General features: G+C 73.1%; 24 protein-coding genes. 12 read left to right on the forward strand and 12 right to left on the reverse strand.

The genetic code is table 11. The annotated features are described in order from the left end of the window. Nucleotides 1-1,002 (forward strand): adenosyl-hopene transferase HpnH, encoded by a 1,002-nt coding sequence (gene hpnH / locus IEY17_RS12130; RefSeq protein WP_188987447.1) that lies wholly within the window; start codon nucleotides 1-3, stop codon nucleotides 1,000-1,002. A gap of 72 nt (nucleotides 1,003-1,074) precedes the next feature. Here the strand turns inward: hpnH and IEY17_RS12135 are convergent, their stop codons facing one another. From IEY17_RS12135 to IEY17_RS12150, 4 genes are all read right to left on the reverse strand, one after another. Beyond that, nucleotides 1,075-1,794 carry an SDR family NAD(P)-dependent oxidoreductase gene (locus IEY17_RS12135; protein WP_188987555.1) on the reverse strand — a complete coding sequence of 240 codons (720 nt, stop codon included), beginning with the start codon at nucleotides 1,792-1,794 and terminating at the stop codon, nucleotides 1,075-1,077. Further along, nucleotides 1,791-2,711, reverse strand: a complete 921-nt coding sequence (locus IEY17_RS12140) for a DMT family transporter (protein ID WP_229680065.1) — start codon at nucleotides 2,709-2,711, stop codon at nucleotides 1,791-1,793. Before IEY17_RS12140 ends, IEY17_RS12135 begins: the two co-directional genes overlap by 4 nt. Next, on the reverse strand, nucleotides 2,708-5,086 hold the full coding sequence (locus IEY17_RS12145; protein WP_188987448.1) for an MGDG synthase family glycosyltransferase: 2,379 nt from the start codon (nucleotides 5,084-5,086) through the stop codon (nucleotides 2,708-2,710). The genes IEY17_RS12140 and IEY17_RS12145 overlap by 4 nt, the downstream gene beginning before the upstream one ends. Before the next feature lie 158 nt (nucleotides 5,087-5,244). Then, nucleotides 5,245-5,868, reverse strand: a complete 624-nt coding sequence (locus IEY17_RS12150; protein WP_188987449.1) for a carbonic anhydrase — start codon at nucleotides 5,866-5,868, stop codon at nucleotides 5,245-5,247. A 187-nt stretch (nucleotides 5,869-6,055) separates the two neighbouring features. On the opposite strand from IEY17_RS12150, the gene IEY17_RS12155 reads away from it, so the two are divergent. From IEY17_RS12155 to IEY17_RS12165, 3 genes are all read left to right on the forward strand, one after another. Beyond that, nucleotides 6,056-6,598 carry a Chromate resistance protein ChrB gene (locus IEY17_RS12155; protein ID WP_188987450.1) on the forward strand — a complete coding sequence of 181 codons (543 nt, stop codon included), beginning with the start codon at nucleotides 6,056-6,058 and terminating at the stop codon, nucleotides 6,596-6,598. A 38-nt stretch (nucleotides 6,599-6,636) separates the two neighbouring features. After that, nucleotides 6,637-7,791, forward strand: a complete 1,155-nt coding sequence (locus IEY17_RS12160; protein ID WP_188987451.1) for an MFS transporter — start codon at nucleotides 6,637-6,639, stop codon at nucleotides 7,789-7,791. A gap of 400 nt (nucleotides 7,792-8,191) precedes the next feature. Next, nucleotides 8,192-8,989: an SAM-dependent methyltransferase gene (locus IEY17_RS12165; RefSeq protein ID WP_188987452.1), complete on the forward strand. Its 798-nt coding sequence runs from the start codon at nucleotides 8,192-8,194 to the stop codon at nucleotides 8,987-8,989. Between the two features lie 28 nt (nucleotides 8,990-9,017). Here the strand turns inward: IEY17_RS12165 and IEY17_RS12170 are convergent, their stop codons facing one another. The 3 genes from IEY17_RS12170 to IEY17_RS12180 form a co-directional block, all read right to left on the reverse strand. Next, nucleotides 9,018-10,484: an LCP family protein gene (locus IEY17_RS12170; RefSeq protein WP_229680066.1), complete on the reverse strand. Its 1,467-nt coding sequence runs from the start codon at nucleotides 10,482-10,484 to the stop codon at nucleotides 9,018-9,020. A 316-nt stretch (nucleotides 10,485-10,800) separates the two neighbouring features. Next, nucleotides 10,801-11,367, reverse strand: a complete 567-nt coding sequence (locus tag IEY17_RS12175) for a GNAT family N-acetyltransferase (protein ID WP_188987454.1) — start codon at nucleotides 11,365-11,367, stop codon at nucleotides 10,801-10,803. Nucleotides 11,368-11,685: 318 nt separating this feature from the next. Next, entirely contained in the window at nucleotides 11,686-12,981 is a 1,296-nt protein-coding gene (locus IEY17_RS12180) for a nickel pincer cofactor-dependent isomerase, group 22 (RefSeq protein WP_188987455.1), read from the reverse strand. A gap of 119 nt (nucleotides 12,982-13,100) precedes the next feature. On the opposite strand from IEY17_RS12180, the gene IEY17_RS12185 reads away from it, so the two are divergent. Next, entirely contained in the window at nucleotides 13,101-13,499 is a 399-nt protein-coding gene (locus IEY17_RS12185; protein WP_188987456.1) for a DUF5313 family protein, read from the forward strand. Here IEY17_RS12185 and IEY17_RS12190 read toward each other — a convergent pair. Beyond that, on the reverse strand, nucleotides 13,463-14,368 hold the full coding sequence (locus tag IEY17_RS12190; protein ID WP_229680067.1) for a universal stress protein: 906 nt from the start codon (nucleotides 14,366-14,368) through the stop codon (nucleotides 13,463-13,465). The genes IEY17_RS12185 and IEY17_RS12190 overlap by 37 nt on opposite strands. 146 nt (nucleotides 14,369-14,514) lie before the next feature. On the opposite strand from IEY17_RS12190, the gene ilvA reads away from it, so the two are divergent. Continuing rightward, nucleotides 14,515-15,765 (forward strand): threonine ammonia-lyase IlvA, encoded by a 1,251-nt coding sequence (gene ilvA / locus IEY17_RS12195; protein WP_188987457.1) that lies wholly within the window; start codon nucleotides 14,515-14,517, stop codon nucleotides 15,763-15,765. 29 nt (nucleotides 15,766-15,794) lie between these two features. Here the strand turns inward: ilvA and IEY17_RS12200 are convergent, their stop codons facing one another. Both IEY17_RS12200 and IEY17_RS12205 read right to left on the reverse strand, forming a co-directional pair. Beyond that, nucleotides 15,795-17,597: a sensor histidine kinase gene (locus IEY17_RS12200; protein WP_188987458.1), complete on the reverse strand. Its 1,803-nt coding sequence runs from the start codon at nucleotides 17,595-17,597 to the stop codon at nucleotides 15,795-15,797. Then, complete coding sequence (locus IEY17_RS12205) at nucleotides 17,581-18,282, reverse strand: response regulator transcription factor (protein WP_188987459.1); 702 nt, start codon at nucleotides 18,280-18,282, stop codon at nucleotides 17,581-17,583. Before IEY17_RS12205 ends, IEY17_RS12200 begins: the two co-directional genes overlap by 17 nt. A gap of 197 nt (nucleotides 18,283-18,479) precedes the next feature. Here IEY17_RS12205 and IEY17_RS12210 point away from each other — a divergent pair, with 197 nt between their 5' ends. Continuing rightward, nucleotides 18,480-19,010, forward strand: coding sequence for a hypothetical protein (locus IEY17_RS12210; RefSeq protein ID WP_188987460.1), 531 nt, complete (start codon nucleotides 18,480-18,482; stop codon nucleotides 19,008-19,010). Next, nucleotides 19,007-19,636: a class F sortase gene (locus IEY17_RS12215; RefSeq protein ID WP_188987461.1), complete on the forward strand. Its 630-nt coding sequence runs from the start codon at nucleotides 19,007-19,009 to the stop codon at nucleotides 19,634-19,636. The genes IEY17_RS12210 and IEY17_RS12215 overlap by 4 nt, the downstream gene beginning before the upstream one ends. 222 nt (nucleotides 19,637-19,858) lie before the next feature. On the opposite strand, the gene IEY17_RS12220 is transcribed toward IEY17_RS12215, so the two are convergent. Further along, a complete protein-coding gene (locus tag IEY17_RS12220; protein WP_188987462.1) occupies nucleotides 19,859-20,683 on the reverse strand; it encodes a UbiA family prenyltransferase in 825 nt (274 codons plus the stop codon). Between the two features lie 27 nt (nucleotides 20,684-20,710). On the opposite strand from IEY17_RS12220, the gene IEY17_RS12225 reads away from it, so the two are divergent. Genes IEY17_RS12225 through IEY17_RS12240 form a run of 4 tightly spaced genes read left to right on the forward strand, consistent with a single transcriptional unit; the run spans nucleotide 20,711 to nucleotide 24,413 of the window. After that, the gene (locus IEY17_RS12225; protein WP_188987463.1) at nucleotides 20,711-21,427 is read left to right on the forward strand and encodes a class I SAM-dependent methyltransferase; all 717 of its coding nucleotides are present in this window, start codon (nucleotides 20,711-20,713) and stop codon (nucleotides 21,425-21,427) included. Nucleotides 21,428-21,433: 6 nt separating this feature from the next. Next, the gene (locus IEY17_RS12230; RefSeq protein WP_188987464.1) at nucleotides 21,434-22,633 is read left to right on the forward strand and encodes an acyl-CoA dehydrogenase family protein; all 1,200 of its coding nucleotides are present in this window, start codon (nucleotides 21,434-21,436) and stop codon (nucleotides 22,631-22,633) included. Beyond that, nucleotides 22,630-23,670 (forward strand): type III polyketide synthase, encoded by a 1,041-nt coding sequence (locus IEY17_RS12235; RefSeq protein ID WP_229680068.1) that lies wholly within the window; start codon nucleotides 22,630-22,632, stop codon nucleotides 23,668-23,670. Before IEY17_RS12230 ends, IEY17_RS12235 begins: the two co-directional genes overlap by 4 nt. Before the next feature lie 2 nt (nucleotides 23,671-23,672). Next, entirely contained in the window at nucleotides 23,673-24,413 is a 741-nt protein-coding gene (locus IEY17_RS12240) for a DUF2071 domain-containing protein (protein ID WP_188987466.1), read from the forward strand. Between the two features lie 77 nt (nucleotides 24,414-24,490). Here IEY17_RS12240 and IEY17_RS12245 read toward each other — a convergent pair whose 3' ends face one another. Then, entirely contained in the window at nucleotides 24,491-25,006 is a 516-nt protein-coding gene (locus tag IEY17_RS12245) for a lytic polysaccharide monooxygenase auxiliary activity family 9 protein (RefSeq protein WP_188987467.1), read from the reverse strand. Between the last annotated feature and the right edge of the window lie 161 nt (nucleotides 25,007-25,167).

Below are 25,167 nucleotides of genomic sequence, written 5' to 3' on the forward strand. Positions count from 1 at the left end.
ATGGGCATTCCCATGCGCCAAGCCGTCCGCGTCGGCGCCTACCTGCTCCGGCAGAAGCTCGCCCGCCGGGAGAAGTTCGCGCTGACCCTGGAGCTGGAACCGCTGTTCGCCTGCAACCTCGCCTGCGCCGGCTGCGGCAAGATCCAGCACCCGGCCGACGTGCTCAAACAGCGGATGCCGGTGGAGCAGGCCATCGCCGCCGTCGAGGAGTGCGGCGCCCCGGTGGTGTCCATCGCCGGCGGCGAACCCCTGATGCACCCCGAGATCGACGTCCTCGTCGCAGAACTCGTGCGGCGCAAGAAGTTCGTCTACCTGTGCACCAACGCGCTGCTGCTGCCCCGCAAGATCGACAGATTCCGGCCGTCGCCGTACTTCGCGTGGGCGGTGCACATCGACGGCCTGGCGAAGCGGCACGACGCCTCGGTCTGCAAGAAGGGCGTGTTCGCCCAGGCCGTGGACAACATCAGGGAGGTCCAGCGGCGGGGGTTCCGGGTGACCACCAACTCCACGTTCTTCACCTCCGACACCCCGCAGTCGGTCATCGAGGTGCTCGACTACCTCAACAACGACCTGAAGGTCGACCGGATGATGCTGTCCCCGGCCTACGCCTACGACAAGGCGCCCGACCAGGACCACTTCCTCGGCGTCACCGAGACCCGGGAGCTGTTCCGCAAGGTCTTCGCCGAAGGGCGGCGCCGCCGGTGGCGGTTCAACCACTCGCCGCTGTTCCTGGACTTCCTGGAGGGCCGGGTCGACTTCCGGTGCACCGCGTGGGCAATCCCGTCGTACTCGCTGTACGGCTGGCAGCGGCCCTGCTACCTGATGAGCGACGGCTACGCGAGCAGCTACCATGAGCTGCTGGAGGACACCGACTGGTCGGCCTACGGCCGCGGCCGCGACCCGCGCTGCGCGAACTGCATGGCGCACTGCGGCTACGAACCGACGGCGGTGCTGGCCACCGTGGGCTCGCTGCGCGAGTCGCTGCGCGCCCTGCGCAGCTGAAAGACCCGTGTGATTCGCCCGGGTATCACCCAGAGCTCTGGCCGGGCGAGCCGCGCATCGCGGGCCCCGCGGTCAGCCGAAGCGGCGGGCCAGGCGGTGGAACACCCCGGGCAGCGCGCCCTGCAGCCGGGCGGGAACCACCAGCCAGCGCGGCACGAAAACCTCCTCCTCGCCGCGCCGCACCGCCCGGACGACCGCCGCCGCCACGTCCTCCGGGCTGACCATGCGGGGGAACCGGCGCTCGTAGCGGCGGCCGTCGAAGTACGGCGTGCGGACCGCGCCGGGCAGCACGGTGGTCACGCCGACACCGTCGTGCTGGCGGAGACTCGCGGCGAACGCACGCAGCCCCGCCTTCGTCGCGGCGTAGACCTCCTCGCCGCGCACGCCCACGGCGGCGATCGACGCGACGAACACCAGGTGCCCGCGGCGCCGCCGCAACTCCGGCAGGATCGCGCGGGTGAGCTGCATCGGGGCGGTCAGGTTCAGCGCCGTGAGCGCCTCCAGCCGCTCCGGCGGCATCGCACCCAGCTCCCCGGCCCAGCCGACGCCCGCGCTGTGCACCAGCAGGTCCGCCCCGCGCGCGACGGACACCACCCGGTCCATCCCCGCCGGGTCGGTGAGGTCGGCCGCGACCGGATCGCCCCCGGTGCGCCCGGCCACCTCCGCGAGCCGCTGCTCGTCGCGACCCACCAGCACGACCCGGCACCCGGCGGCGGCGAGTTCGGCCGCGGTCGCCGCACCGATACCCGACGACGCGCCCGTGACCAGCGCGGCTCGCCCGCGCAGCATCATCCCCACGTCGCCTCCGCCTGACCGCCGTCGCGCTCGTCCATCGCGCGGCGCAACTGCTCGCCGCGGCGGGTCAGCACCACGATCCCGCCGATGATCATCACCACCGCGACCAGCTCCCCCGCCAGGATCGCCGGCGAGGCTTCGATGGTTTCGCCGAGCCAGCTCACCCCGATCGCCGCCGCCACCAACGGGTCCACCGTGGTGATCACCGCCAGCGCGGGCGACATCAACCGGCCCCGCTGGAAGGTCTGCTGGCTGAGCAGGAATCCCATCGGCCCGATCGCGCACACCACGTACAGCGTCCAGTGCTGGAACGGCTCGACCAGTCCGCCGCTGCGGAACTGACCGGCCACCACCTTGATCAACGCCGCGGTCACCCCGTACAGCACGCCGGTGGCCACCGCCATACCGATCACCCCGATCTCCCCGGGCAGCAGCCGCGCCGCCAGCAGCGCCGCCGCCGCGAGCAGCCCAAGCGCCAGCGACAGCGGCACGATCGAGGCACCGGTGAACTCGCTGCCCTGCCCGGACGGGCGGCCCAGCACCAGAAACGCCGACAACCCGCCCATGCAGGCCAGCGCACCCAGGCCCAGCACCAGGTCCAACCGGCGGTGCGCGAGCCACGCGGCGAAGGCCGCGCCGAACAGCACCGAGGTGACCAGCAGCGGTTGCACGAGCACCAGCGGTCCGAACGCCAACGCCACGACCTGCAGCGACAGCCCGACCACCACGGTGAGCACGCTGAGCACCCAGATCGGTTTGCGGATCAACACGAACAGCATGCGCGGGCTGAAGGTCCGCACCTTCGGCACCTGCTTGGTCACCCGGTGCTGGATGGCGCTGGCCAGGCCGAAACTGGCCGCCCCGGCGATCGCGGCCGGAACGGCCACCACCAGCTCCGTGCTCTGCGTGTTCACCGCGGATCGCCCCCGCCCCGTAGTTCGGTGAAGGCGTCCCGCAGGTGCCCGGCCAGTACCGCGGCGTCCGGGGCCAGCCCGGTGTCGGTGGTGATGCCGAAGCCGATCCGCTCGCCCCAGCTGATCGCGCCGACCGCGACCCCGACGCCGTCGGCCAGCGACAGCACCGGCAGCACCCCGGCGATGCGGCCTCCGCCGAAGTGCGCGGGGCTGCGCCGACCGGGCAGCACCGAGACCACCGCGTTGAAGAACCGCCGCTGGTAGATGCGGCGCACCACCCAGGCGTGCAGGGGAGCGGGCAGCAGGCCCAGCGCGGCCAGCACCGCGCTCGCCGCAGCGGGCTGCCCGGTGCGGTCCGGTGCGGCGAGGCGGTCGGCGACCTCCTCGATCCGCCGGGCCGGTGGCATCGGGCCGACCGGCAGGTCGATCGACAGCGAGGCGGTGTGGTTGCCGGGTGCGTCCGCGCCGACTCCGCCGCGCCTGGTGCGGGCGGTGCGCGGCACCATGACCCGGAACCGCTGGCCGGGTGTGGTGGCGCCCAGCGCGCGGTGCAGTGCCTCGGCGACCAGCGCCAGCAGCAGCGCGGTGGTGCTGACCCCGTGTGTGCGGGCGCGGGCGCGCACCGCCGCGGCCGGGAGTTCCAGGCGGCCGAACGACCGCCCCGCCGTGCTGCGCCCGGTCAGCCGCGTGGCCGGAGCCGGGCCCGCGGCGGCCAGGCTCACCAGTCCGCGCAGCACCTCGGCGGCCCTGCGATGCCACGGTCGCCCGTCGCCGCGCCCCGGCACCGCAGTCGGGGTGTGGCTGTCCGACAGCAGCCTCAGCAGGGTGCTGGTCACCACCACGCCGTCGCCGAGCGCGTGGTGCATCTTCGCCAGCAGCGATGTCCGACCGGTGGCGGTCTCGCCGAGCAGCAGCAGCTCCCACGGCTGGCGGTCGGTGCGCACCGGGGTGCTGAAAAACTCCTGGACCACCGCCTGCGCGCCGCGCTCGTCGCGCACCTCCCGGCACCGCAGGTGGTCGGCCGGGTCGATGTCGCCGTCGTGGATCCACTGCGGTCTCCGGCCGCGCCGCTGCACCAGCCGCAGCGACAGCATCGGCAGGGTGCCGGCGTGCTGCTCGATGCGCGCGGTGAGGTGCGCGCACCACTCGTGCACGGGCCTGCGGCGGCCCTCGATGAGCAGGATCGCGCCGGTCTGCTGGGAGACGAGCGGGGTGGTGGCGTAGACGAAGAACGCGTCCTGCGGGCGCAGCGGGCGGCGTCCGTGGTGCCGCGGCAACCGGGCCAGCGCGGCCACCTGGTCGGTGAAATCGGCGGCGCGGCTGTGCTTGAGCGCCTGTTCCTCCCGCCGGGCCGGTTCGTGCGGGTCGGCCGCCCAGCACCGCAGCGTGGCGGTCAGCTCGTCCTGGGTCGGGCACAGCTCGGCCAACCCGGCCTCGGCCATCAGCTCGGCGTTGGCCCGGCCGTGTCCGGCGATCGGCTCGAACATCACCACGGCCCGCCCGCACGCGAGTGCCTCCAGCGCGGTGGCCCCGCCCGCGTTGGTCACCACGACGTCCGCGCAGGCCACAAGGCCGGGCATGTCGTCCACCCAGCCCAGCGGGACGAGCCGTTCGTCGGGGTGCGCGGCGAACCGCTCCCGCAGCGCCTCGTTGCGGCCGCAGACGACCACCACCCGGCCCACCCCGTCGGCGCGCAGCGCGGCCGCAACCGCCCGTTCGACGGACCCGAAGCCCAGCGAGCCGCAGGAGATGAGCACCGCGAACCCGTCCTCGGGCAGGCCGAAGGCGCGGCGCGCCGCCGCCCGGTCCGCGGGCCGGAACGCCGAGACCACCGGGGGCACGCAGGCCGCGCCGACCGCGTCGGGCTCGGCCCGGTGCAGCGCCCGCAGGCTCGCCTCGCTCATCACGTAGTGCAGGTCGATCTCCGGGTAGACCCAGAACGGGTGCGGGCAGAAGTCCGACACCACCGCGGCCACCGGCAGGTCCAGGCCACCGCGGCGGCGCAGCCAGTCCAGCCCGGCGGTGCCCAGCGGGTAGGTGGACACGATCAGGTCGGGGGCGTGCTCGGCGACCGCCCGGCGCAGCGCCCGCCCGCTCCAGGCCCCGACGAAGCGGCGGGAGGCGGTGGCGAACCAGCGGTGGCGCCACAGCGAGTCGTAGAAGAAGTCGTACAGCCAGGGCGTGGACTCGACGTTGGTGGCGTAGATCCAGGTGAACGCCCGCGGCACCCAGCGGCCCATCGCGCGCAACGCGTCCAGCCAGGCAACCTCGCACCCTGGCCAGACCCGCCGCGCCGCCTCCTCGACCGCGCGGGCGGTCGCGTTGTGCCCTTCCCCGATGGTGGCACTGATCAGCAGCACCCGACGCGGCGTCACGCGGCTCGATCCTTTCGCCCGACCGTGCTCGCAGCAAAGGCTAGCGTGCGCGGCGGGCTCCGGCCGTTCGAGTGACCCGCACCGGGGTGGCCGTCGTCCGAAGTGGAGAACCCGGCGCAGCGTCCACAGTGGCCGGTGGGGTGGGAGCGTCCCGTGGGTCAGGCGGTCAGCGCGCCCTTGCCGGCGACCAGCCGGACGGTTCCCTCGGCCAGCCGGTAGGACAGCCCGGCCACCGCGCAGCGGCCCGCGGCGACCTCGGTGGCCAGCAGGCTCGACCGCTCCAGCAGCAGGTCCACGGTGCGCTCGATGTGCACGTCGACGATCCCGTCGACGTCGGTGGTGCCCGCCGCGTGGGCGGCCAGCACGCTCGGCGTCACCCGCTCCACGACGTCGCGGACGTAGCCGCTCGGCGAGACCCCTTCCAGGCAGGTCCGGCGGGCGGCCGTGACGGCCCCGCAGGAGTCGTGTCCCAGAACCACGACCAGCGGCGCGCCGAACACGCTCACGCCGTACTCGATGCTGCCCAGCGCTTCGGCGCCGACGACGTGCCCGGCGGTGCGCACCACGAAGAGGTCGCCGAGCCCCTGGTCAAAGATGATCTCGGCGGCGAGCCGGGAGTCGGAGCAGCCGAACAGCACCGCGAACGGCCGCTGCGCGGGCGCCAGCGCGGCCCGGCGGTCGGCGTCCTGGTTGGGGTGCACCGGGGTGCCCCCCACGAATCGCCGGTTGCCTTCGAGGAGGAGTTGGTAGACCTGCGCTGGGGTGGGCGGCGAAGCGGGCATGCCGGAAGTTAACCACTCGATCAGGTGAAGTGGTGTCGCCCAGTCCCCCGCCGTGGGCGACGCCACTGCCACCGCCCACGGGCTGCCGGACGACGCCTCCGCGGCGCGGGCCGACGGCGTACCGGGACGAACATTCCGCGGTCGGCTCGATACCGATCATCGTGTAACAGTTGCTACATTGTCGCGGGTGGCGGAGGAGACGCGATGGTTGGTGCTGGTCGTACGGTTGCCCGCGCAGCCGTCGCGGCACCGCGTGGCCGTGTGGCGCGAGCTGCGCCGGGCCGGTGCGCTGTCGTTGGGGCAGGGCACCTGGGCGCTGCCGGACGTGCCCGGCGTCGCCGACGGTGTGGCACGGGCGATCGAACTGGCCGAGCGCGGCTCCGGCGAGGTCATCGTGCTCTCCGCCACCGGGCGCGGCGAGCACGACGCGGCGCGGCTGACCGCGATGTTCACCGCCGAACGACAGGAGGAGTGGGCGGAGTTCCTGACCGAGTGCGGCAGGTTCGACGCCGAGATCGACAAGGAGCTGCGCACCGGCAAGCTCACCATGGCCGAACTCGAGGAGGAGGAGCAGAGCCTGGAACGGCTGCGCCGGTGGTACCGCGACCTCATGGCGCGTGACGTCTTCGGCGCGCCCGCCGCCGAGGAGGCCCGGCAGCGGCTCCAGCACTGCGCCGACCGGCTGGCCGACTACACCGAGCAGGTCTTCCAGGCCCTGCACCAGATGTGACCTGACACAGCACAGTGGACGGTGGAGGGGAGGTCCGGATGGCCGGGGCGGGTGCGCGGGTCCTCCCGCTGTACGCGGCGGGATTCGTCACGGCCTTCGGCGCGCACAGCATCGCCGCCGGGCTCGGCGCCTACACCGGGTTCTCCTCGCTGCTCACGCTGGGACTACTGCTCGCCGTCTACGACGGGGCCGAGGTGGTGCTGAAACCGGTCTTCGGTGCGCTCAGCGACCGGATCGGTCCCCGCCCGGTGCTGTTCGGCGGGCTGCTGGCCTTCGCGGCGGCGTCGGCGGCGTTCGTGCTGGCCGGTGATCCGGCCGCGGTCGGGCTGGCCCGATTCGGGCAGGGTACCGCCGCGGCGGCGTTCTCCCCGGCGGCCGGCGCCCTGGTGGCCCGGCTGGCACCGGCGGCCCGGCACGGGCGGGCCTTCGGCGGCTACGGCGCCTGGAAGGGCCTCGGCCACACGCTCGGCCCGGTGCTCGGCGGCGTGCTGATCACTCTGGGCGGCTTCGACCTGCTGTTCGGCACGCTGGCCGGGCTCGCGCTCGCCGTGCTCGGGTGGGCGACGCTGGCCGTGCCCGCGGTGCCGCCGCTGCCGCGTACCCGCCAGACGGTGCTCGACCTGGTCCGCCGGCTGACGGCACCGGGTTTCCTGCGGCCGACGGTGGCGCTGGCGGGCGCGACCGCCGCGCTGGCCGTCGGGGTCGGCTTCCTGCCCGTGGTGGGCGCGGCATCGGGGTTGGGCCCGTTGGCCACCGGTGGCGCGGTGTCGGTGCTGGCGGCGACCGCGACCCTGGTGCAGCCGTGGGCGGGCCGGGCCCACGACGCCGGGCGGCTGCCCGAGGGCGCGGGGATGGCGGTCGGCCTGGTGGTGGCGGCCGTCGGACTGCTGCTGGCGACCACGATCCCGGGACTGGCCGGCGTGCTCGCGTCCGCTGCGGTGCTGGGTGTCGGCACCGGGTTGGTGACGCCGCTGGGGTTCGCGCAGCTGGCCGCATCGTCGCCGCGGGAGCGGCTCGGGCAGACCATGGGCGCGGCCGAGGTCGGGCGCGAACTCGGCGACGCCGGTGGCCCGCTGCTCGTCGGGGTGCTGGCCGCCGCGGCCGCGCTGGGCGTCGGTCTCGCCGGTCTGGCGGTGGTGCTGGTGGGCATCGCCGCCGCGCTGCAGCTGGGCCGAACCCGCGTTCGGCGGTGATCGCCGCGATTTCCGCGCCGTGCGGCGGATTTTTCGCTCGCGACGGGACAACCGGCGGCGTATCCTCAGCGGGCGGTCGTTGGCACGCCGGTTTCCCGGCGCACCGCAGCAACACCCCCGGCACCGGCCGGTGCGATCCCGGCCAGCCGTGGCGCAGTTCGCCGGCTGGCCCCGGCCGGTCCGGGTGGTCGGTGGTGGGACGGGCGAGGGGGCCGCCTCACCACCGATGCGGCCGGACCGCGAGATTCCGCTCTGGGACGAATGAACACCGAACGTGCAGTCAGATGACCGGATCGAGTGATATCGCTGGTTGGTGAGGTGACCCGGGAGGCGGATTCCACGCGACACGTCCGTGTGCGAGGATTCGGCGCACTCGTCGAAGCCCAGTGCGAGGTCGCCCATGCCTGACCACTCAGAGTGGACACCTGCCCACGTCAACACCGAGGCGCCCAGCGCCGCGCGGGTCTACGACTGGCTGCTTGGTGGCGGCCACAACTTCGCCGTCGACCGTGCCGTCGGCCGGAAGGTGCTGGAGGCCCAGCCCGACGGGCTGCGCATCGCCCGGTCCAACCGGGCCTTCCTGGGCCGTGCGGTGCGCTATTTGGTGGACCAGGGCATTACCCAGTTCCTCGACCTGGGATCGGGCATCCCCACGGCCGGGAACGTGCACGAGGTGGCACAGCGCGCGAACCCGGAGTCCCGCGTGATCTACGTGGACTACGACCCGGTCGCGGTCGCACACAGCCAGCTGATGCTCCGGGACAACGAGCGCGCCTCGATCGTCGACGCCGACATCTGCGAACCGCAGGCCGTGCTGCAGGCCGCCGAAACCCGCCGCCTGCTCGACCTGGACCAGCCGGTCGCGCTGCTGACCGTCGCGGTGTTCCACTTCGTGCCCGACGAGCGGCGGCCCAAGGAGATCCTCGCCGAGTACATCGCACACCTCGCGCCCGGCAGCTACGTCGCCCTCTCGCACCTGACCGCCGACCAGATGCCCACGGAGATGGCGGGCGTGGTCGAGGCGATGAAGAACAGCCGCGACCCGATGTACTTCCGCAGCTACGCGGAGATCTCCGACATGCTCGAAGGGCTCGAGCTGGTGCCGCCGGGCCTGGTCGACGCGCCCAGCTGGCACCGTGAGGAAGGCGACGACGACGACCAGCAGGGCATCTACGCCGCCGTCGGCCGCAAGCCCTGAACCCGCGCAGCTCCTCGTCCACTGCGGACTAGCTCACGCAGGGGATTGCGGCGGTGGTGATCGCGTCGGCGCCGGCCCCCGGGGCCTGCCCGCTCCGGAAGCCGTCGAACACCACGCCGCGCGGTGGCGCGAAGCGCGGCGCGGCCGGTCCGCGGTAGTCACTGCCGATCAGGACCTGGACCCGGCCACCGGGCAGCGTGGCGTCGCGTTCGGTCGGCAGCCCGCCGAGCAGCTCCGCGACCCGCGCCGCCGCGTCGGCGCTGTCCGGGGCGTGGCGCACGACCGAGGTGCCGCGCGCCGTGGTGTTGCCGACCTCGCCGACCCGCACCCCGTGCCGCGCCAGCTCGGTGTGCACCCGCTGCGCCAGCCCGGACGTCCGGGTGGCGTTGAGGACGTCGGTGACGGCATCGGCGGCCGGGGCCACCTCGATCGCCGCCCGCACCTTGCGCGGATCCACCCGCACGGCCAGGCCGTCCGGGGTCTCGTAGGCGGGGTCCTCGACGGGGATCGTGGTGAACCGGACGGCCCCACCGGCCAGGTCGCGCAGCCGCTCGGCGAAGGCATGCACGTCCCAGTCCCGGTCGAGCACCACCGACTCCTGCACGGAGGTGATCAGCGCACGCAGCCGGGCCGGGTTGGCCAGCACGTCGCTGGAGAGCACCGTCTGTGCGAGTCCGGCCAGGAACGCCTGCTGTCGCACCACCCGGTCCAGGTCGCCGCGCGGCAGCCCGTGCCGCTGGCGGACGAAGGCCAGCGCGTCCGCACCGGAGATGGTCTGCCGCCCGGCGGGGAAGTTCGCCCCCGAGTAGCTGTCCCGGGCCGGGGCGGTCAGGCACACCGGGACGCCGCCCACGGCCTCGGTGATCCGGGCGAAGCCGAGCAGGTTCACCTCGGCGTAGTGGTCGACCGACACGCCGGTGAGCCCTTCGACGGTGCGCACCAGCAGCTTGCGCCCGGCGTCGGCCCCGAGGCGCTGCAGCTCGGCCGGGTCGGCGGGGCCGCGCCGCTGCTGACTCGCGATCGCCGCGTCCTTGCCGCGCCCGTACGCGGAGTTGATCTTGTGTTGGCCGTGGCCCGGGATGTGCACGTAGGTGTCGCGCGGGAAGGAGAAACCGACCGCGCTGGTGCCGTCGTTGGGGATGTGCAGCAGGATGATCGTGTCGGTCAGCGCGGCGTCGTTGGCGCCGGCGTGGAGATCCCGCAGGACGTGCGCGGGCAGCGGGTTGCCGTGCGCGTCGGTGCGGCTGTCCATCCCGACCAGCAGGATGTCGGTGGCCCCGTCGGCCGCGGCGCCGTCGGTGACGTCGCTGGTCGCCAGCCCGCTGAGCAGGTGCCGGTAGTTCGACCACGCGTACCCGGTGACGAAGAGCACGAACGCCGACAGGAGCGTGACCGCGACGCGAGCTCCGGTGCCCGCGGGCCGGTGCCGCCGCACGGGGCGGCGCGGGGGAGCGGGACGGCGACCGGCCGCCCCGGTGTCGTGTTGCGGTCGCACGGATCTCCTCCGGCTGGCGCTTTCCGGGCTGTCGGGCGCACCCCGGCAGCCCTTCCAGCATGGCATTCACCAGCGGACTCGGCAGATCGTCCGATCGCGGACGATCGTGCGACGCACCGTGATCGACAGAACGGCGAAGATCACCCGACCGCCGTATCCGTCCACTGCGGACCCTGATCCCAGGGTGCCGACGCAGCTCCCGTCGCGCCGCGGCCCGGATTGCGGCCCGGCCCGTGCGGGTAGGGTGCGAACGCCCAGAGGCTCGACTTCCCAGGTTCAGGCGAATTCGGGAACTCGACCGCCGCTCGCGCGATGCTCAGTCGCGGAACTCGCCGTCGGTGGGCCGTTCGGGCAGGTCCCCTTGGCGGATCCGGTAGACCTGCAGGGTGGTGTCGTAGTACTTGTCCGTTTCGCCGACCCACTCCATGCCGATGCGCTCGGCGGTGGCGATCGCGCGGGTGTTGTCCGGTCGGGTCAGCGCGAACACCTCGTCGATGTCGTAGGTGAACGCCCAGTGCAGCAGCGCGGTCGCCGCCTCGGTGGCGTAGCCGTGGCCCCACGCCTCCGGGCGTAGCTGCCAGGTCAGCTCCAGATCGTGGTCGTAGGGCGGGAGCATGCGCAGCACCAGGCCGCCGACGACGAGGTTGTCGGAGCGGCGCTGCATCGCCCACCGCCCGGTCGGCGGCAGCAGCAGGGGCTGCGACTCGGTCCAGGAGTGCACCACCGCCCGCATCGCGGCGAGGTCAGCGACGTTGGAGACGACCGGGGTCAGCCATTCGGTGACCTCCGGCCGGCCGTACAGCGCGAGCGCGGCCTGCACGTCGGAGTCGCTGGTCGTCCAGTCGCGCACGATCAGGCGTTCGGTCTGCAGGGGAGGCTGCATGGCGGTCTCGCCTTCGTCCGACGGCTTGGCAGAAATTCTAGTTCGAGGCGGCGGTCCGGCGGCACTGCCGGATTTCGGGTTCCCGCAGTACGGCGGGCAGTTCCTCGATCCCGGAGAGCACGCGGTGGGCCCGCCTCCGGGGCGGGCGGGAAGAACGGCCCGCCTGCGCCGAGTGGAGAACCCGCCGCCCTCAAGTCAATCCTATCCCTTCAGTGTCGACCGAAATCAACCCTCGTGGGCGTGCTCAACCCGAGACAGAGCGGAGCAGCAGGTGGAGGAGGAGACCCTTCCCTGGTCCCCTCGCCTCACACGAGCGGGTCAGTGGATGGGTGGGAGCGGGGGGAGGGTGCCCGTGTCGTCGAAGGCCCAGTCGTGCGGTTCGCCGACCGCGACCAGGTCCGGGTGGTCGGCCACCTCCTGGGCGTAGGACTCCGAGACCTCGATGCGCGACAGCGACAGGGTGTTGCGGATGCGCACCACCTTCGCCGGGCGGTCCTGCGGGCCGCGGGACAGGTGCAGGGCCGCCACGATCGCGTCGCGGTCGTTGGCCAGCGCCATCGGGATGCGGGCGCCGTCGGGCACCCCGGAGGTCAGCGAGTTCGTGTAGAAGGAGCCGAACTCGATCTGGTCCAGGCAGCGCTGGGTGGTCACGTCGGCCACGCCGAGGCCGCAGGCGTTGCCGTTGGTGTGCTCGGTCAGCCCCAGCACCACGATCCGCTTGATCGGCACCGCGTGGAACTTGTCGGAGTTTACCGGAGCGCGGCCGGTGATGTTGGGGTCCATCCCGGCGCCGCTGATGTCCTTGCCGATCTCGTCGACCACCAGCACGTCGATGTCGGACACCAGCAGCGTCGGCATCAGCCGCTTGGCCTCCTCGAGCAGCTCCGCCTCCCGGTCGAGCAGACGTTCGGGTTCGACCAGCTCCAGGTGCGCGACGTGCTCGTAGGCGTTCTCCACCACGGCCATGCCGAACTCGATCGGCACGACGTCCAGGACCGCGCGGGCCACCTCGGGAATGAGCGTGTCGAACTTTTCGAAGCCGTGCGAGTGCAGGACCGTCGCGCCGCGGTGCTTGCCGAGCCCGATGGCGATCATCTTGGCCAGGCCGCTCTCGTGGGTGCCGCGGAAGTCGGTGTGCGGCTTGACCCGCCCCAGCACCACCACGCCGTCGGCCTGCGCGGCTTCGGCGTCGAGGTGCACCGGGGTGCCGTCGGGCAGTTCGGCGACCACCACCGTCTCCATCGATGACACCACCGGGGCGCCCACGGTCTGCTCGGTGATGCCGTACTCGGCCAGCACCTGCCGCTGACCCTCGGCGGTGGCTCCGCCGTGGCTGCCCATGGCGGGCACCACGAACGGCTTGGCGCCGTGGTTGACGAGGGCGTCGACGAGGGTGGCCACGATGCGGTCGATCTGTGCCACGCCGCGGCTGCCCGCGGTGATCGCGATCCGCTTGCCGCTGACCGGGCGGATGCGGTCGTGCTCGGCGACCTGACCGCGGATGGTGCCTTCCAGGTCCGCGACGGTCGGGTCGGCGAACCGCTGCTCGATCGGGATCATCCTGGGGAGTCGGATGTCCGCTCCGGCCAACCGGACCTTCTCGACGTTGAACATGCGTCCGATCCTTCTTCGCGTGCTGTTCCCGGCAGTGGTCAGAACAGTTGACCGTGATCCTTGCATGCGGAACGGCCCGGTGGAAGGGGGCGTCGGGACGCGGGTTGTAGGCTGGCGCGGTGCCCGGCAAGCGCCCGAACCCCGTGATGTGGCTGTACTACCAGTTCGGCGGCACGCTGCCGGAGCGTCACCGGGAGTGGGTGCTGCACGACGGCACGTGCCGGACGTGGCTGCTGCGGGTGCTGCTGCGCGGCCTGCTCCAGATCGCGCCGTTGGCGGCGGTGGTGTTCGTCGGGCTCGGCGTCTTCGGCGGTTCCTGGCCGATCGCGGCGGGCGCCCTGCTGCTCGGGCTGCTCGTGGTGGCGCGGATCGTTCTGACGAGCGCGGTGGACAACGTGGATGCGCGCCTGGTCCGCCACGGTTACCCGCCGGGGCATGGCTCGGCGGTGCGTCGTCAGCGTGACGCGGAGGCGGCGGAGCGCTACCGAGCGGTCTGGCGCAACTCCCCGGACGCCTGATCGCGTCGGAGTGCGGGGGACCTCCGCCCCGGTCGCGTACGCCGGTCAGGCGGCGCGGCGCGGACGATCGCGACCGGGCAGGGGGCGTGGTGGAGCACTCCGTTGGCGACCGAGCCGAGCAGCAAGCCCGCGAAGCCGCCGTGCCCGCGGTGGCCTACCACGAGCAGTTGGGCGTGCCGGGCGGCGTCGCACAGCGCGGTCACCGGGTGCTGGGCGGCCACCTCGCGGCGGATCGGCACGTCCGGGTAGTCCGCGCACCAGCCGGAGAGCTGTTCGGACAGGTGCAGGTCCGCGCGGTCGTGCAGGTCGCGGCGGTCGGGTTGGGGGTAGGCGCTGCCGGTGAAGTACGTGTCCGGCAATGCCTGCACCGCCACGAGTTCGGTGTGCCGCCGGTTGGCGGCCTCGAACGCGTAGTGCAGCGCCGTGCGGCTGCCGGTGGAGTTGTCGACCCCGACGACCACCGGTCCGGACTCGGTCTCGTGGCCGCGCACGACCACGACCGGGCACCGGGCGTGCGCGGCCACCGAGGTGCTGATCGAGCCGAGCAGGGCGTCGCGGAACGCGCCGTGCCCGCGGGAGCCGACCACGAGCAGCAGTGCCGCGTCGGAACGGTGGATCAGTTCGGCCGCGGGGTGGCCGTCGTCGACGTCCGCGGTGATGTCGAGTTCCGGGTGGTCCAACCGGCAGCGTTCGGCGAGGTCGTGCACGGTCTGCTTGGCGAACGCCTCGCGGGCCGGGTCGTCGTTGACCAGCAGCAGGTGCACGGGTGCTGCCAGCCGCGCTGCTTCGGCGGTCGCCCAGCGCGCGGCCTGCGCGGACGACTCGGAGCCGTCGACGCCCACCACCACGGATTGCTTCGTCCTGACCACGACCACACCCCCAGGGTCATGCCTTCGCCTCAGCGTGCGATGGGGGCCCGCGCCCCGACAGGGCCGATGTTCCCGCCGTTGCTACGAACGGCGGCTCCGGTGCACCCGCCAGGAGGGATGGCCGCGTGCGGAACTAGTATCGACAGGTGTCCGATGAGCTGAATCCCGCGGCGATCTTCCGTGCCGGTACCCGTCTGCGGCAGGTGGTGCGGCGCACCCCGCTGGAGCTGAGCAGCCGACTGACCGGCGAGCTGGGCGTTCCGGTGCGGCTCAAGCGGGAGGACCTGCAGGTCTGCCGCTCGTACAAGGTCCGTGGCGCCTACAACCTGATCTCGTCGCTGGGGTCGGACGAGCGGGACCGCGGTGTGGTGTGCGCGAGCGCGGGCAACCACGCGCAGGGCGTGGCGTTCGCCTGCCACGAGCTGGAAATCCGGGGCCGGGTGTACCTGCCGGCCAACACGCCCCGGCAGAAGCGGCGGCGGATCGCCGAGATCGGCGGCCGGTGGGTGGAGCCGGTGATTGTCGGCAGCTCGTTCGACGAGGCCAGCGTCGCCGCGCACGAGGATAGCGCCCGCACCGGCGCGGTCTACGTGCACCCGTTCGACGACCCGCGGACCATCGCCGGGCAGGGCACCGTGGGGTTGGAGATCGCCGAGCAGCACGTGGGCCCGATCGACACGGTGGTGGTGCCGGTCGGCGGCGGTGGTCTACTGGCCGGCATCGTGCTGTGGCTCAAGGAGCACTTCCCCGAGGTGCACGTGGTGGGGGCGGAACCGGCGGGTGCGGCGAGCATGCGCGCGGCGCTGGACCACGGCGGTCCGGTGGCGCTGCCCACGGTGGACACGTTCGTCGACGGTGCCGCGGTGGGCCGCGTCGGCGACGTCAGCTACCGGGTGGTCCGGGAGCTGGTCGACGAGCTGGTCGCGGTGCCCGAGGGCGCGGTGTGCACCGAGATGATCGAGCTGTACCAGACCGACGGGATCATCGCCGAACCGGCCGGGGCGCTGGCCAGCGCGGCGGTCCGGATGCCGTTGCAGCGCCGACCGCGCGGTCCGGTGGTGTGCGTGGTCTCGGGCGGCAACAACGACCTGAGCCGCTACGGCGAGGTGGTCGAGCGGTCCCTGGTACACGAGGGGCTGCGGCACTACTTCCTGGTGACGTTCCCGCAGGAACCGGGTGCGTTGCGGCATTTCCTGGACGACGTGCTCGACGAGGGCCAGGACATCGTGGCTTTCGAGTACGTCAAGAAGAACAACCGGGAGACCGGTCCGGCGCTGGTGGGCATCGAGCTGGACAGCGCGGAGGACATCGACGCGCTGCTCAAGCGGATGGCCGAGTCGCAGCTGCAGATCGAGCAGGTGCCGCCGGGCTCCCCGCTGTTCTCCTTCCTGCTCTGAAGCCCGCGTGCCCGGCAGGGAAACCTTGCCTAGGCGGGCAGGTGCAGGGTGAAGGTGGTGCCGACGCCGACGGTGCTGCGCACCTCGATGCGGCCGCCGTGCACTGCCACGAGGTGGTGGGTGATCGCCAGGCCCAGGCCGCTGCCGCCCCGGTCGCGGCTGCGGGACTTCTCCGCCCGCCAGAACCGGTCGAAAATGTGCGGCAGCGATTCGGCGTCGATGCCGACACCGGTGTCGGCCACGTCGATGAGCACGTGGTCGCCCTCCCGCCGCGCCCACAGCGACACCCGGCCGCCCGGCCTGGTGAAGCGCAGCGCGTTGGACACCAGGTTGCCCAGCGCCTGGCGCAGCCGCGTGGGGTCGGCGGTAAGATCCGGGTCGCCGTCAACGGTCGCGGTCAGCTCGATGCCCACCGCCTCGGCACGACCCCGGTGCGCCGCCGTCACCTGCTCCAGCAGCGCCCCCACGTGCACCGGCTCGGGGTACACGCGCAGCTTGCCCGCGTCGGCCAGCGCGAGGTCCTGCAGGTCGTCGACCAGGTGCTGCAGCAGCAGTGTCTCCTCCAGCAGCGACGCCACCAGCGGTTGGTCCAGCGTCGCCACCCCGTCCTGCGCGGCCTCCAACCAGCCGCGCACGTTCACCAGTGGGGTGCGCAGTTCGTGCGCGACGTCGCTGACCATCGTGCGGCGCTGCTGCTCGCTGCGCGCCACCTGCTCGGACATCGCGTTGAACGCTGCGGCCAGCTCGCCGATCTCGCCGCGCGCCCGGGTGTCGACGCGCACGGAGCGGTCGCCGTCGCCCATCCGCCGCGCCGCCGCGGTGATCGCCGTGATCGGCCGCACCAGCCGGCTGGCGGCCAGCGCCGTCACCCCGACGGTGACCACCAGTACGCCCAGCGCCGTCCACGCGATCCGCGCCACGCCCACAGTGGACAGATCGACGGCGCTGTTGATGCTGCTGCCTGGGCGGGTGATGAACAGCTGGGCGGCGGGGGAGACGTAGGGGGCGAGCTGTTCGCGTCGCCCGGCGTCCACGCAGCGCTTGGTCTCCGGTGTCGACTGCAGCCCCTCGGGGAAGACGACCGACTCGGGCGCCACCGCCAGCGGCTCGAGCCCCTGCCGGGACAGGCAGGCGTTGACCAGCTCCAGCAGTTGCCGGGTGGCCTCGGTTTCGGTCGCGGTGGTCGGCGGCGGCTCCGCGCACCACCCGATCCGCTCCGCCGGCGGCGGTGTCGGGGCCACCACCAGCGGGAACGTCGGGGGCACCCTCGCGCTGGCCTGCTGGTCGAGTACCTGCACCGTCGTGCGGCCGGTGGGCAGTTCGACGAGGGTGGCCTGCTCCCCGCGCGCCCGCAGGCACGCCTGCTGCCGCTGGGCGTGCTGGCGGATGTCTTCGCGCTCGGCGTCGGTCAACCGGTACGGGCCCACCGCGCGGGCATCGATGCCGGAGTCCGCGGAGTCTGGTTTGAGCACCGGGTCGACGGCCAGCGGATCCACCACCGCGGACGGTGTCTTCGGCAGCGGGGGGTCCTGCGGGCCACCGGAGTCGGCGATGGGCGCGCGCGTGGTGGTGGTGACCGCGATGCGCCGTCCGGTCTGCGCGGCCAGCTCCGCCACCAGCTGCTGTACCCCCGACCACTGCGGGTGGGTGGCCGCGTGGCCCAGCAGCGCGTCGTAGATCTTGGCGTCGGTGGCCAGGGTTTCGCCGATCTCCTGGTTGATCGCGCTGTTGGTGCTCTGCGCGGCCAGCCACGCGGTGGCGCCGATCGAACAACCGGCCACCAGCACCGACATGGCCAGCAGCCGCGCCAGCAGGCTATGCCGCCGGGCCATCGGCGTCGCGCAGCTTGTAACCGATGCCGTACACCGTCAGCAGGTAAGTCGGCCGTCGCGGATCGGGTTCCAGCTTGCGGCGCAGGTTCATCACGTGCACGTCCACGGTCCGCTCGGTGATGTAGCGGTCGGTGCCGAACGCCTGCGACAGCAGCTGGGCGCGGGTGAAGGCGCGGCCCGGTTCGGCCGCCAGCACCGCCAGCATCCGGAACTCCGCGGGCGTGCAGTCCAGCAGTACGCCGCCCATCGTGACCTCGTGGCGCTGTGGGTCCACCACCAGCTCGCCCACGCGCAGCGGCTGCTCCCCGGATTCACGCATCCGCCGGACCCGGCGCAGCAGGGCGCGGATGCGGGCCACGAGCTGTCGCGGGCTGTAGGGCTTGGTGACGTAGTCGTCGGCGCCCAGGTCCAGGCCCAGCAGCACGTCGTCCTCGGTGGTGCGGGCGGTCAGCAGCAGGATCGGCACGTCGGACTCGGCACGGAGCACGCGGCAGACGTCCAGACCGTCCACCTTCGGCATCATCACGTCCAGCACCACCAGGTCGGGGGTGCGTCGCCGGGCCTCGTCGATCGCCGCGCGCCCGTCGTGCACCACGACGACGCGGTGGTTCTCCCGCTCCAGATAGCGGCGGACCAGTTCTGCCTGTTTCGGATCGTCCTCGGCGACCAGCACCTGTGCGCTCACGGCTCGCATTATCGCGGGCGCCGTGCGCCGGCGAGGCCGGAACGCGTGCGGTTGAACAGGATCGTTACATCCGGATTTTCCGAACGGGTTCTTCATCTTTGGTGGACTGGATCTTGATAAGACCGCGGCAGGCTCGCAGCCGTCCCCGAGGAATCCGGCCGCCGCGGGCGGTTGGATGGAGTGGAAGGAAGTGCTTGATGAAGCTTGGGCGCATGGCCGCGGCCGCGGCTCTGCTGGGCGCGACGGCGTTGCCGCTGACGGCCCCGCTCGGCTGGGCGGACGCGGAGCAGGCCCCGCAACCGGTGACGACCGAACCCGGGCAGTCCACGCCGACGGAGCCGCCGCAGGCCCAGACCCCACCGGTGCCGCAGGTGCCGCCGGGTGGCAAGCCGACGGAGGTGCCGCCGCGGGCCGAAGACCCGCAGGTGCCGCCGGGTGGCAAGCCGACGGAGGTGCCGCCGCGGGCCGAAGACCCGCAGGTGCCGCCGGGTGGCAAGCCGACGCAGGTGCCGCCGCGGGCGGAGCGCCAGCAGCCTCCGTCGGACGTCACGGAGGCGTCCCCGGCCCCGCAGGTGCGGCAGCGTCCCGAAGGCGCGCCGCAGACCGGTGGCCGACCGGACAACGGTGTCGACCCGGCGCTGCTGGGCGGTGCGGCCGCGGTCGCGGGCCTGGCCGGGGCTGGCGCGGTGTGGCTGCGCCGCCGGGCGAACACCAGGCACGTCGGATGACCGCGCGCGACCGCGTGATCCGGGGTGGTCGCGGCGTTGCCGCGGCCGCCCTGGCCGTGCTGCTGGCCGGGTGCGGGGTGGCCGCGCAACCCCTCGATCTGGCATCGGGCGGGTACCCCCCGGTCGCGCCACCGGCTTCCGCTGCCGCGCCACTGGCTTCCGCCGCCGCGCTGCCCGCGTCCGAACCGGTCTGGCTGGAGATCCCACGCATCGGCGCCAGGTCGTCGCTGGTGCCGCTGGGGCTCAACCCGGACCGGACGGTGCAGGTGCCGCCGCTGGACCAGCCGATGCTGGCCGGGTGGTACAAGCACGGCCCCACGCCGGGGGAAACGGGACCCGCCGTGATCCTGGGGCACGTCAACGGCAACGGCGAGGAGGGAATCTTCGCGCGCCTGCGGGAACTCCGGCCCGGCGACGAGATCCTCGTCGGCCGCCGCGACGGGCGGGTGGCCCGGTTCGTGGTGCAGCGCATGCGGCAGGTGCCGAAGGCGCGGTTCCCGTCCGACGAGGTCTACGGTGACACCACTGGCCCGGAACTGCGGCTGATCACCTGCGGCGGCTCATTCGACAAGGCGGCCCGAAGCTACCGGGACAACATCATCGCCTTCGCCATGCTCGTCCTCTGACGCGGAGGCGTCGCGCGCGGCTCGCGCGCATGCAGGTTCGGTGTGGCGCCCCACGACACACCGGACGTTGTGGACGAACCCGGCGATGTCAGTGGGAATCGGCGCGTACTCCTCGAAATCGGCGAACCTCGCGTCCCGGCGGGCGGCGCAGGTCCCGCCGGGACCGCAGCAGGCGGCGCTGGTGTTCGCCACCGAGCCGGGAACATCTACTGTGGACCGAAGTCAGCTTGGGGAGACGCCCGCGCCCAGCAGGAGCACCACGTCCAGCAGCGCCACGAGCAGCACGGCGTGGAACGCGGTGCGCGCCCCCGGCCGCCGCCCCAGCACCAGTCCCACCACCAGCACCAGCGCCGCGCCGGGCAACACCACCCAGCCCGCGGCGGCGAGGCCCGGCGGCCCGAACACCAGTGCCGTGGACGCGGCCAGCACCAGGGCCGCGGCCACCGCGCTGCTGCCCGCCGCGCCCAGCCGGTGCGGCAGGCCCCGCACTCCCGTCACCGCGTCGTCGTGCAGGTCCGGCAGCACGTTTGCGAAATGCGCGGCCGACCCCAGTAGCGCCCCGGCGAGCACCAGCCACAGCGGCGGCGGGTTGCCGCTGCCGAGCGTCACGAAAGCCAGCAGCAGCCCGAACGACACCGCGTACGGCACGACCGACAGCGGACCAGCCTTCACCCCGAGGTCGTAGGCCCACGCCGAAACCAGCGCCAGCACGTGCGCCGCCGCGGCGGCAGCACCGAACGGCACCGAGCCCAGCACCGCCACCAGCGCCGCCACCACGACCGCGACCAGCACCACGTCCCGGGACAGCACCCCCGCGGCGATCGGCTTTCCGCACCGGCCAACCCGCGCGTCCCGCTCGGCGTCCACCAGGTCGTTGAGCCACCCCACCGACAACTGGCCGGCCAGCACCGCCGCGGCGGTGAGCAGCAGACCGGCCGCGCCGCGCCCCGTGGTGGCCGCCAGCCCGGTCGCGATCGCGGTGACACCGAATGCCGGAACCGGGTGCGAGGCCCGGACCAGCGCGCACGCCGTTGCGAGGTGCCGCATTCGGCTGAGTGTGCCAGCCTGGAGCGCATGGCACGTTCCGACCGGACCGTGCGGCGCAACGATCCCCAGCTGTACGAGGTGTTCGCCGACCAGTGGTGGCAGCCCCGCGGCGTCTTCGCGATGTTGCACTGGCTGGCCGCCGCGCGCGCAGCGCTCATCCCGCCGGCGTCGCGCCGCGGCGCGGTGCTGGTCGACCTCGGCTGCGGGGCGGGCCTGCTCGCCCCGCACCTGGTGGGCAAGGGATACCGGCACGTCGGCGTGGACCGCTCGGAAACCGCGCTGCGCCAAGCCGAAGACCACGGGGTGCTGCTGGTCGTCGGTGACGTGCGGGCGGTTCCGCTGCCCGACGGGTGCGCGGACTGCGTGGTCGCCGGGGAGGTGCTGGAACACGTTGCCGACCTGCCCGCGGCCGTGGCCGAAGTCTGCCGTGTCCTGCGGCGCGGCGGCCTGCTGGTGCTGGACGCGCTGGCGGACACCGCGCTGTGCCGGGTGGTCGCCATCGGCATCGCCGAACGCCTGCCGGGCCTGGCGGTGCGGGGCCTGCACGACCCGGCGCTGCTGGTCGACCGTGCGCGGCTGCGTGCCGAAACCGCCCGCCACGGCGTCAAACTGGCGATGTGGGGACTGCGCCCGTCGGGGCGGGACCTGGCGGCGTGGGCCCTCCGGCGGCGAGCCGCGGTCCGGATGGTGCCGGTTTTCACCACGGCGGTGCTGTTCCAGGGCATCGGCCGGAAGGGAGGATGATCGCCGTTGTCGGTTTTCCCGGTCGCAGAACTATCTTCACCCGCCGCCGCGCGGCAGGTGGCGCGGGAACTCTTGCCGCGCCTGGCGGCACGCTCCCAGCAGCACGACGCCACCGGCGAGTTCCCTGCCGCGGACTTCGCCGACCTGCGCGAGCACGGCCTGCTCGGGCTGATGGTGCCCGAGGAACTCGGTGGTTCCGGCGCGTCGTTCGCCGACTACGCCGCGGTGGCCGTCGAACTGGGCAGCGGGGCGGGCTCCACCGCCCTGATCTTCAACATGCACGCCTCGGTGACCGGCGCGCTCGCACACACTTCCGACGAACTGCTGCGAGAACTGGGGGCCACGGACGCGTTTCTCGCCGAACGCGACCGGCTGCTCGGGGCAGCCGCCGCCGGGGCCCTGTACGGGGTGGCGATGAGCGAACGCGGCAGCGGTTCGCGGTTGTCGCGCACCACGACCACCTACCGGCGGGTCGACGGCGGGTACCGAATCCGCGGCAGCAAGGCGTTCGTTTCCGGCGCCGGGCACGCGGACGCGTACCTGGTCACCGCGAAGGACGGTGATGCGGCCGAGCCGACGGTGTCGTACTTCCTCGTGCCCGCAGGTGACGGCGTCCTGGTCGAACCGACCTGGGATGCGATGGGCATGCGGGCCACCGGCAGCCACGACGTGCACTTCGACGTGCGGGTCGGCCCGGAGGCGCTGCTCGGCGGAATCGAGGGGCTGGCGTTGCTGGTCGCGCAGGTCATGCCCCAGTGGCTGGTCGCCTCCTACGCCGCGGTGTACGTCGGGGTGGCCCGCTCTGCGCTGCGAAACGGTGCGGCGCACCTGTGCGAACGCGGCCTGCACGGGTTGCCTACGGTGCGGTCCCGGATGGGGCGCGCCGATGCGGCGGTGGCCGCAGCCGAGTCGGTGGTGCGGGAGGCGGCGCGGCGGGTGACCGAGCAGCCGGGGGAGCCGGAGACGAACCGCTGGGTGTGGCGGGCGAAGCTGGTCGCCGGCGACACCGCCGCGCAGGTGGCGTCGTCGGTGCTGGAGGCGGCCGGGGCGGCGGCGACCCGACGCGGGCATCCGCTGGAGCGCATCTACCGCGACGCGCGGTGCGGGGCGCTGCAGCCAGCGACCTCCGACGTCTGCGCCGACTGGCTCGGCGTGGCCGCGCTTGGCGGCGACCCCGACCACGACACCGACTCACCGCGTTGGTGACGCCGGTGATCGCGGGGCTGGGTTCGGCGCTGCCCGACACCGTCGAGCAGCAGGTGCTGTGGGACGACTTCTTCCGCGACCACTTCGGCGGGCGGCCGCTGGCGCGGCGGCTGTTCGCCGCGGCCGGGGTGCGGCGCAGGAACACCGTGGCCAACCCGATCAAGGAGGACCTGTCGGGCTGGTCGACGGCCGCCCGGATGCGCCGCTTCGACGAGGAGGCACCGCCGCTGGGGCACCGGGCGGTGGCCGCGGCCCTGGCCGACGCGGGTGTCGATGCCGGCGAGATCGGTCTGCTCACCGTGGCCTCGTGCACCGGATACGGCACCCCGGGGCTGGACATCAAGCTCGTCGACTCCCTCGGCCTGCGCCCGGATCTGCGGCGGTTGTTCGTCGGGCACATGGGTTGCTACGCGGCGCTGCCCGCGCTCGGCAGCGTCGCCGACTTCGTCACGGCCCAGCACCGGGCGGCGGTGCTGTTGTGTGTGGAGCTGACGTCGCTGCACATCCAGCCGCCCACCGACGACCCGCAGCAGATCGTCTCGCACGCGCTGTTCGGCGACGCCGCGGTGGCCGCGGTCCTGCACCCGCGGCGGACCGGGCGGCTGACGCTGGTGGACCTGGCCGCCTTCACCGACACGAGCGTGCGCGCCCACATGACCTGGGAGATCACCGATCTCGGGTTCCGGATGGGGCTGTCGCCGCGGGTGCCCGACGTGCTGGCCTGCCACGTCGGCGCGGTGGTCGGCGACCTGCTGGCGCGAAACGGCCTGCGGCGCGGTGACGTCCTCGGTTGGGCCGTGCACCCGGGCGGGCCGCGCATCCTCGACACCGTCGAGCGGACGCTCGGTCTGCCGCCGGAGGCGTTGTGGCCGTCGCGGGAAGTGCTGGCCGAGCACGGCAACTGCTCGTCGGCGACGCTGCTGCTGGTGGTCGAGGAACTGCTGTCCGGCGGGCACCTGGAAGCCGGAGGGCACGTGGTCGCGCTCGCCTTCGGACCGGGCCTGACGCTGTATGCGGCGCTGCTGCGGGCGGGGTAGCGGTGGGCGTCGAACCGGTCGCGCTGACGCCGCCGCACGCGGTGCGCTTCCCGCTGGTCTCGTTGGCGCTGCGCGACGTGGTGCTGCTGAACTGGCCGTGCCCGGCGCCGAAACTGGCACCGCTGCTGCCGCCCCGCACCCACGTCGACGTGTTCGCGGGCACGGGCTGGATCGGGTTGGTGGGCTTGCGGATCACGCTCACGGGCGTGGTGGGGCTGCGCTGCTCCCGGCGGTTCGACGAGGTCAACGTCCGCACCTACGTGGTGGATGACGAGGGGCGGCGCGGCGTGGTGTTCTTCGTGGTCGCGGTCTCCGAGTCCCTTCTCGCGCCATTGGCCGGCGCGGTGGCGCACCTGCCGTGCCGGGCTTGCGCGCAAGGTCGCGCGTCATCGCCGCGCGGGATCGAGTACCGGGCGACGAGCGGTGATGCGTCGCTGTGCTTCCGGGCCCGCCGCGGCCACCGCATCGCGCCGACGGACCTGGACCGCTTCCTGACGGCGAGGTGGCGGGTCTACACCCGCTGCCGCGGCACGACGGTCGTGGCTCCGCTGGCGCACGAGCCGTGGTCGCTGGATGTGGCGCAACTGCGCGACTTCTCCGACAACGGCCTGCTGGCAGTACTGGGTCTGCCGTCCGCACCGCAGATCCCGAGCACCCTCTTCGCGTCCAGAGTGGACGCTCGTCTTGGCGTACCCGTCCCGCACCACCAAGAGACCCGGCACCACGTAACGTCTTTCGTCTGATTGCGATCCGCTGTGGACGGAGTGGAGGGCACTTCACTCCGACGGTGCCCTCCACTCGTCACTCGTGCGTGGTGTGGTCAGCCGACGTTGAGGTCGATGCAGGCGTAGAAGGCGTTGGCGGTGTCGGCGATGTTCCAGACCGCGAGGACCTTCTGCCTACCGGAGACGCCGCCAAGGTCGACGGTGTGGGAGAGCTGGCTCGGGGGCTGCTGGCCGCCCTGGTCGAAGACGGCGATGCGGTTGCCGCCGATGAAGTACTCCCAGGTGGAGGTGCGGTGCGCGGCGGTGAGCTTCCAGTTGAAGGTCACCGAGTTGCCGACCTGGGTGGCGGTCCAACCCTTGCTGTCGTCGTCCAGTTCCGCGAACCGGCTGTTGCCGCCGCTGCAGCTCTGCAGGCCCTTCGGGCCCTCGACGCTCTGCGGCTCGTACTTGATGGCCCCGCAGGGAACCGTCCCGGCGGCGCACTGCTGCTGGCGGCTGGGCGGGCTGGTGATCCATCCGTGGGCGCTGGCGGTGCTGGTGGGGATGGCGACCAGCAGCGGGGCGAGGGCAGCGCCGACCGCGGCGGCGGCGAGCTTCGGCTTGAGGTTCATCGCAGCTCCTCTTCGGGGAGACGGTGCTGGTGGAGCTCGGCCGAGGAAAGGGAGAGGGGGGCATTCCGGCGACCTGCCGACCAGTCCGGGAGAGCGGTGCCGATCGGGTGGTCTGGACCATAGATGCGGTTTTTCCGACCCGTCAAGGAAACCGAGCAGCC

It is taken from the genome of Saccharopolyspora thermophila, from assembly GCF_014646075.1.
Taxonomy (GTDB): domain Bacteria; phylum Actinomycetota; class Actinomycetes; order Mycobacteriales; family Pseudonocardiaceae; genus Saccharopolyspora; species Saccharopolyspora thermophila.

Coding starts and splice junctions, on each gene's coding strand:
- hpnH (WP_188987447.1), top strand. CDS start 1: ATGGGCATTCCCATGCGCCAAGCCGTCCGCGTCGGCGCCTACCTGCTC.
- IEY17_RS12135 (WP_188987555.1), bottom strand. CDS start 1,794: ATGATGCTGCGCGGGCGAGCCGCGCTGGTCACGGGCGCGTCGTCGGGT.
- IEY17_RS12150 (WP_188987449.1), bottom strand. CDS start 5,868: ATGCCCGCTTCGCCGCCCACCCCAGCGCAGGTCTACCAACTCCTCCTC.
- IEY17_RS12160 (WP_188987451.1), top strand. CDS start 6,637: ATGGCCGGGGCGGGTGCGCGGGTCCTCCCGCTGTACGCGGCGGGATTC.
- IEY17_RS12165 (WP_188987452.1), top strand. CDS start 8,192: ATGCCTGACCACTCAGAGTGGACACCTGCCCACGTCAACACCGAGGCG.
- IEY17_RS12175 (WP_188987454.1), bottom strand. CDS start 11,367: ATGCAGCCTCCCCTGCAGACCGAACGCCTGATCGTGCGCGACTGGACG.
- IEY17_RS12180 (WP_188987455.1), bottom strand. CDS start 12,981: ATGTTCAACGTCGAGAAGGTCCGGTTGGCCGGAGCGGACATCCGACTC.
- IEY17_RS12200 (WP_188987458.1), bottom strand. CDS start 17,597: ATGGCCCGGCGGCATAGCCTGCTGGCGCGGCTGCTGGCCATGTCGGTG.
- IEY17_RS12210 (WP_188987460.1), top strand. CDS start 18,480: ATGAAGCTTGGGCGCATGGCCGCGGCCGCGGCTCTGCTGGGCGCGACG.
- IEY17_RS12215 (WP_188987461.1), top strand. CDS start 19,007: ATGACCGCGCGCGACCGCGTGATCCGGGGTGGTCGCGGCGTTGCCGCG.
- IEY17_RS12220 (WP_188987462.1), bottom strand. CDS start 20,683: ATGCGGCACCTCGCAACGGCGTGCGCGCTGGTCCGGGCCTCGCACCCG.
- IEY17_RS12225 (WP_188987463.1), top strand. CDS start 20,711: ATGGCACGTTCCGACCGGACCGTGCGGCGCAACGATCCCCAGCTGTAC.
- IEY17_RS12245 (WP_188987467.1), bottom strand. CDS start 25,006: ATGAACCTCAAGCCGAAGCTCGCCGCCGCCGCGGTCGGCGCTGCCCTC.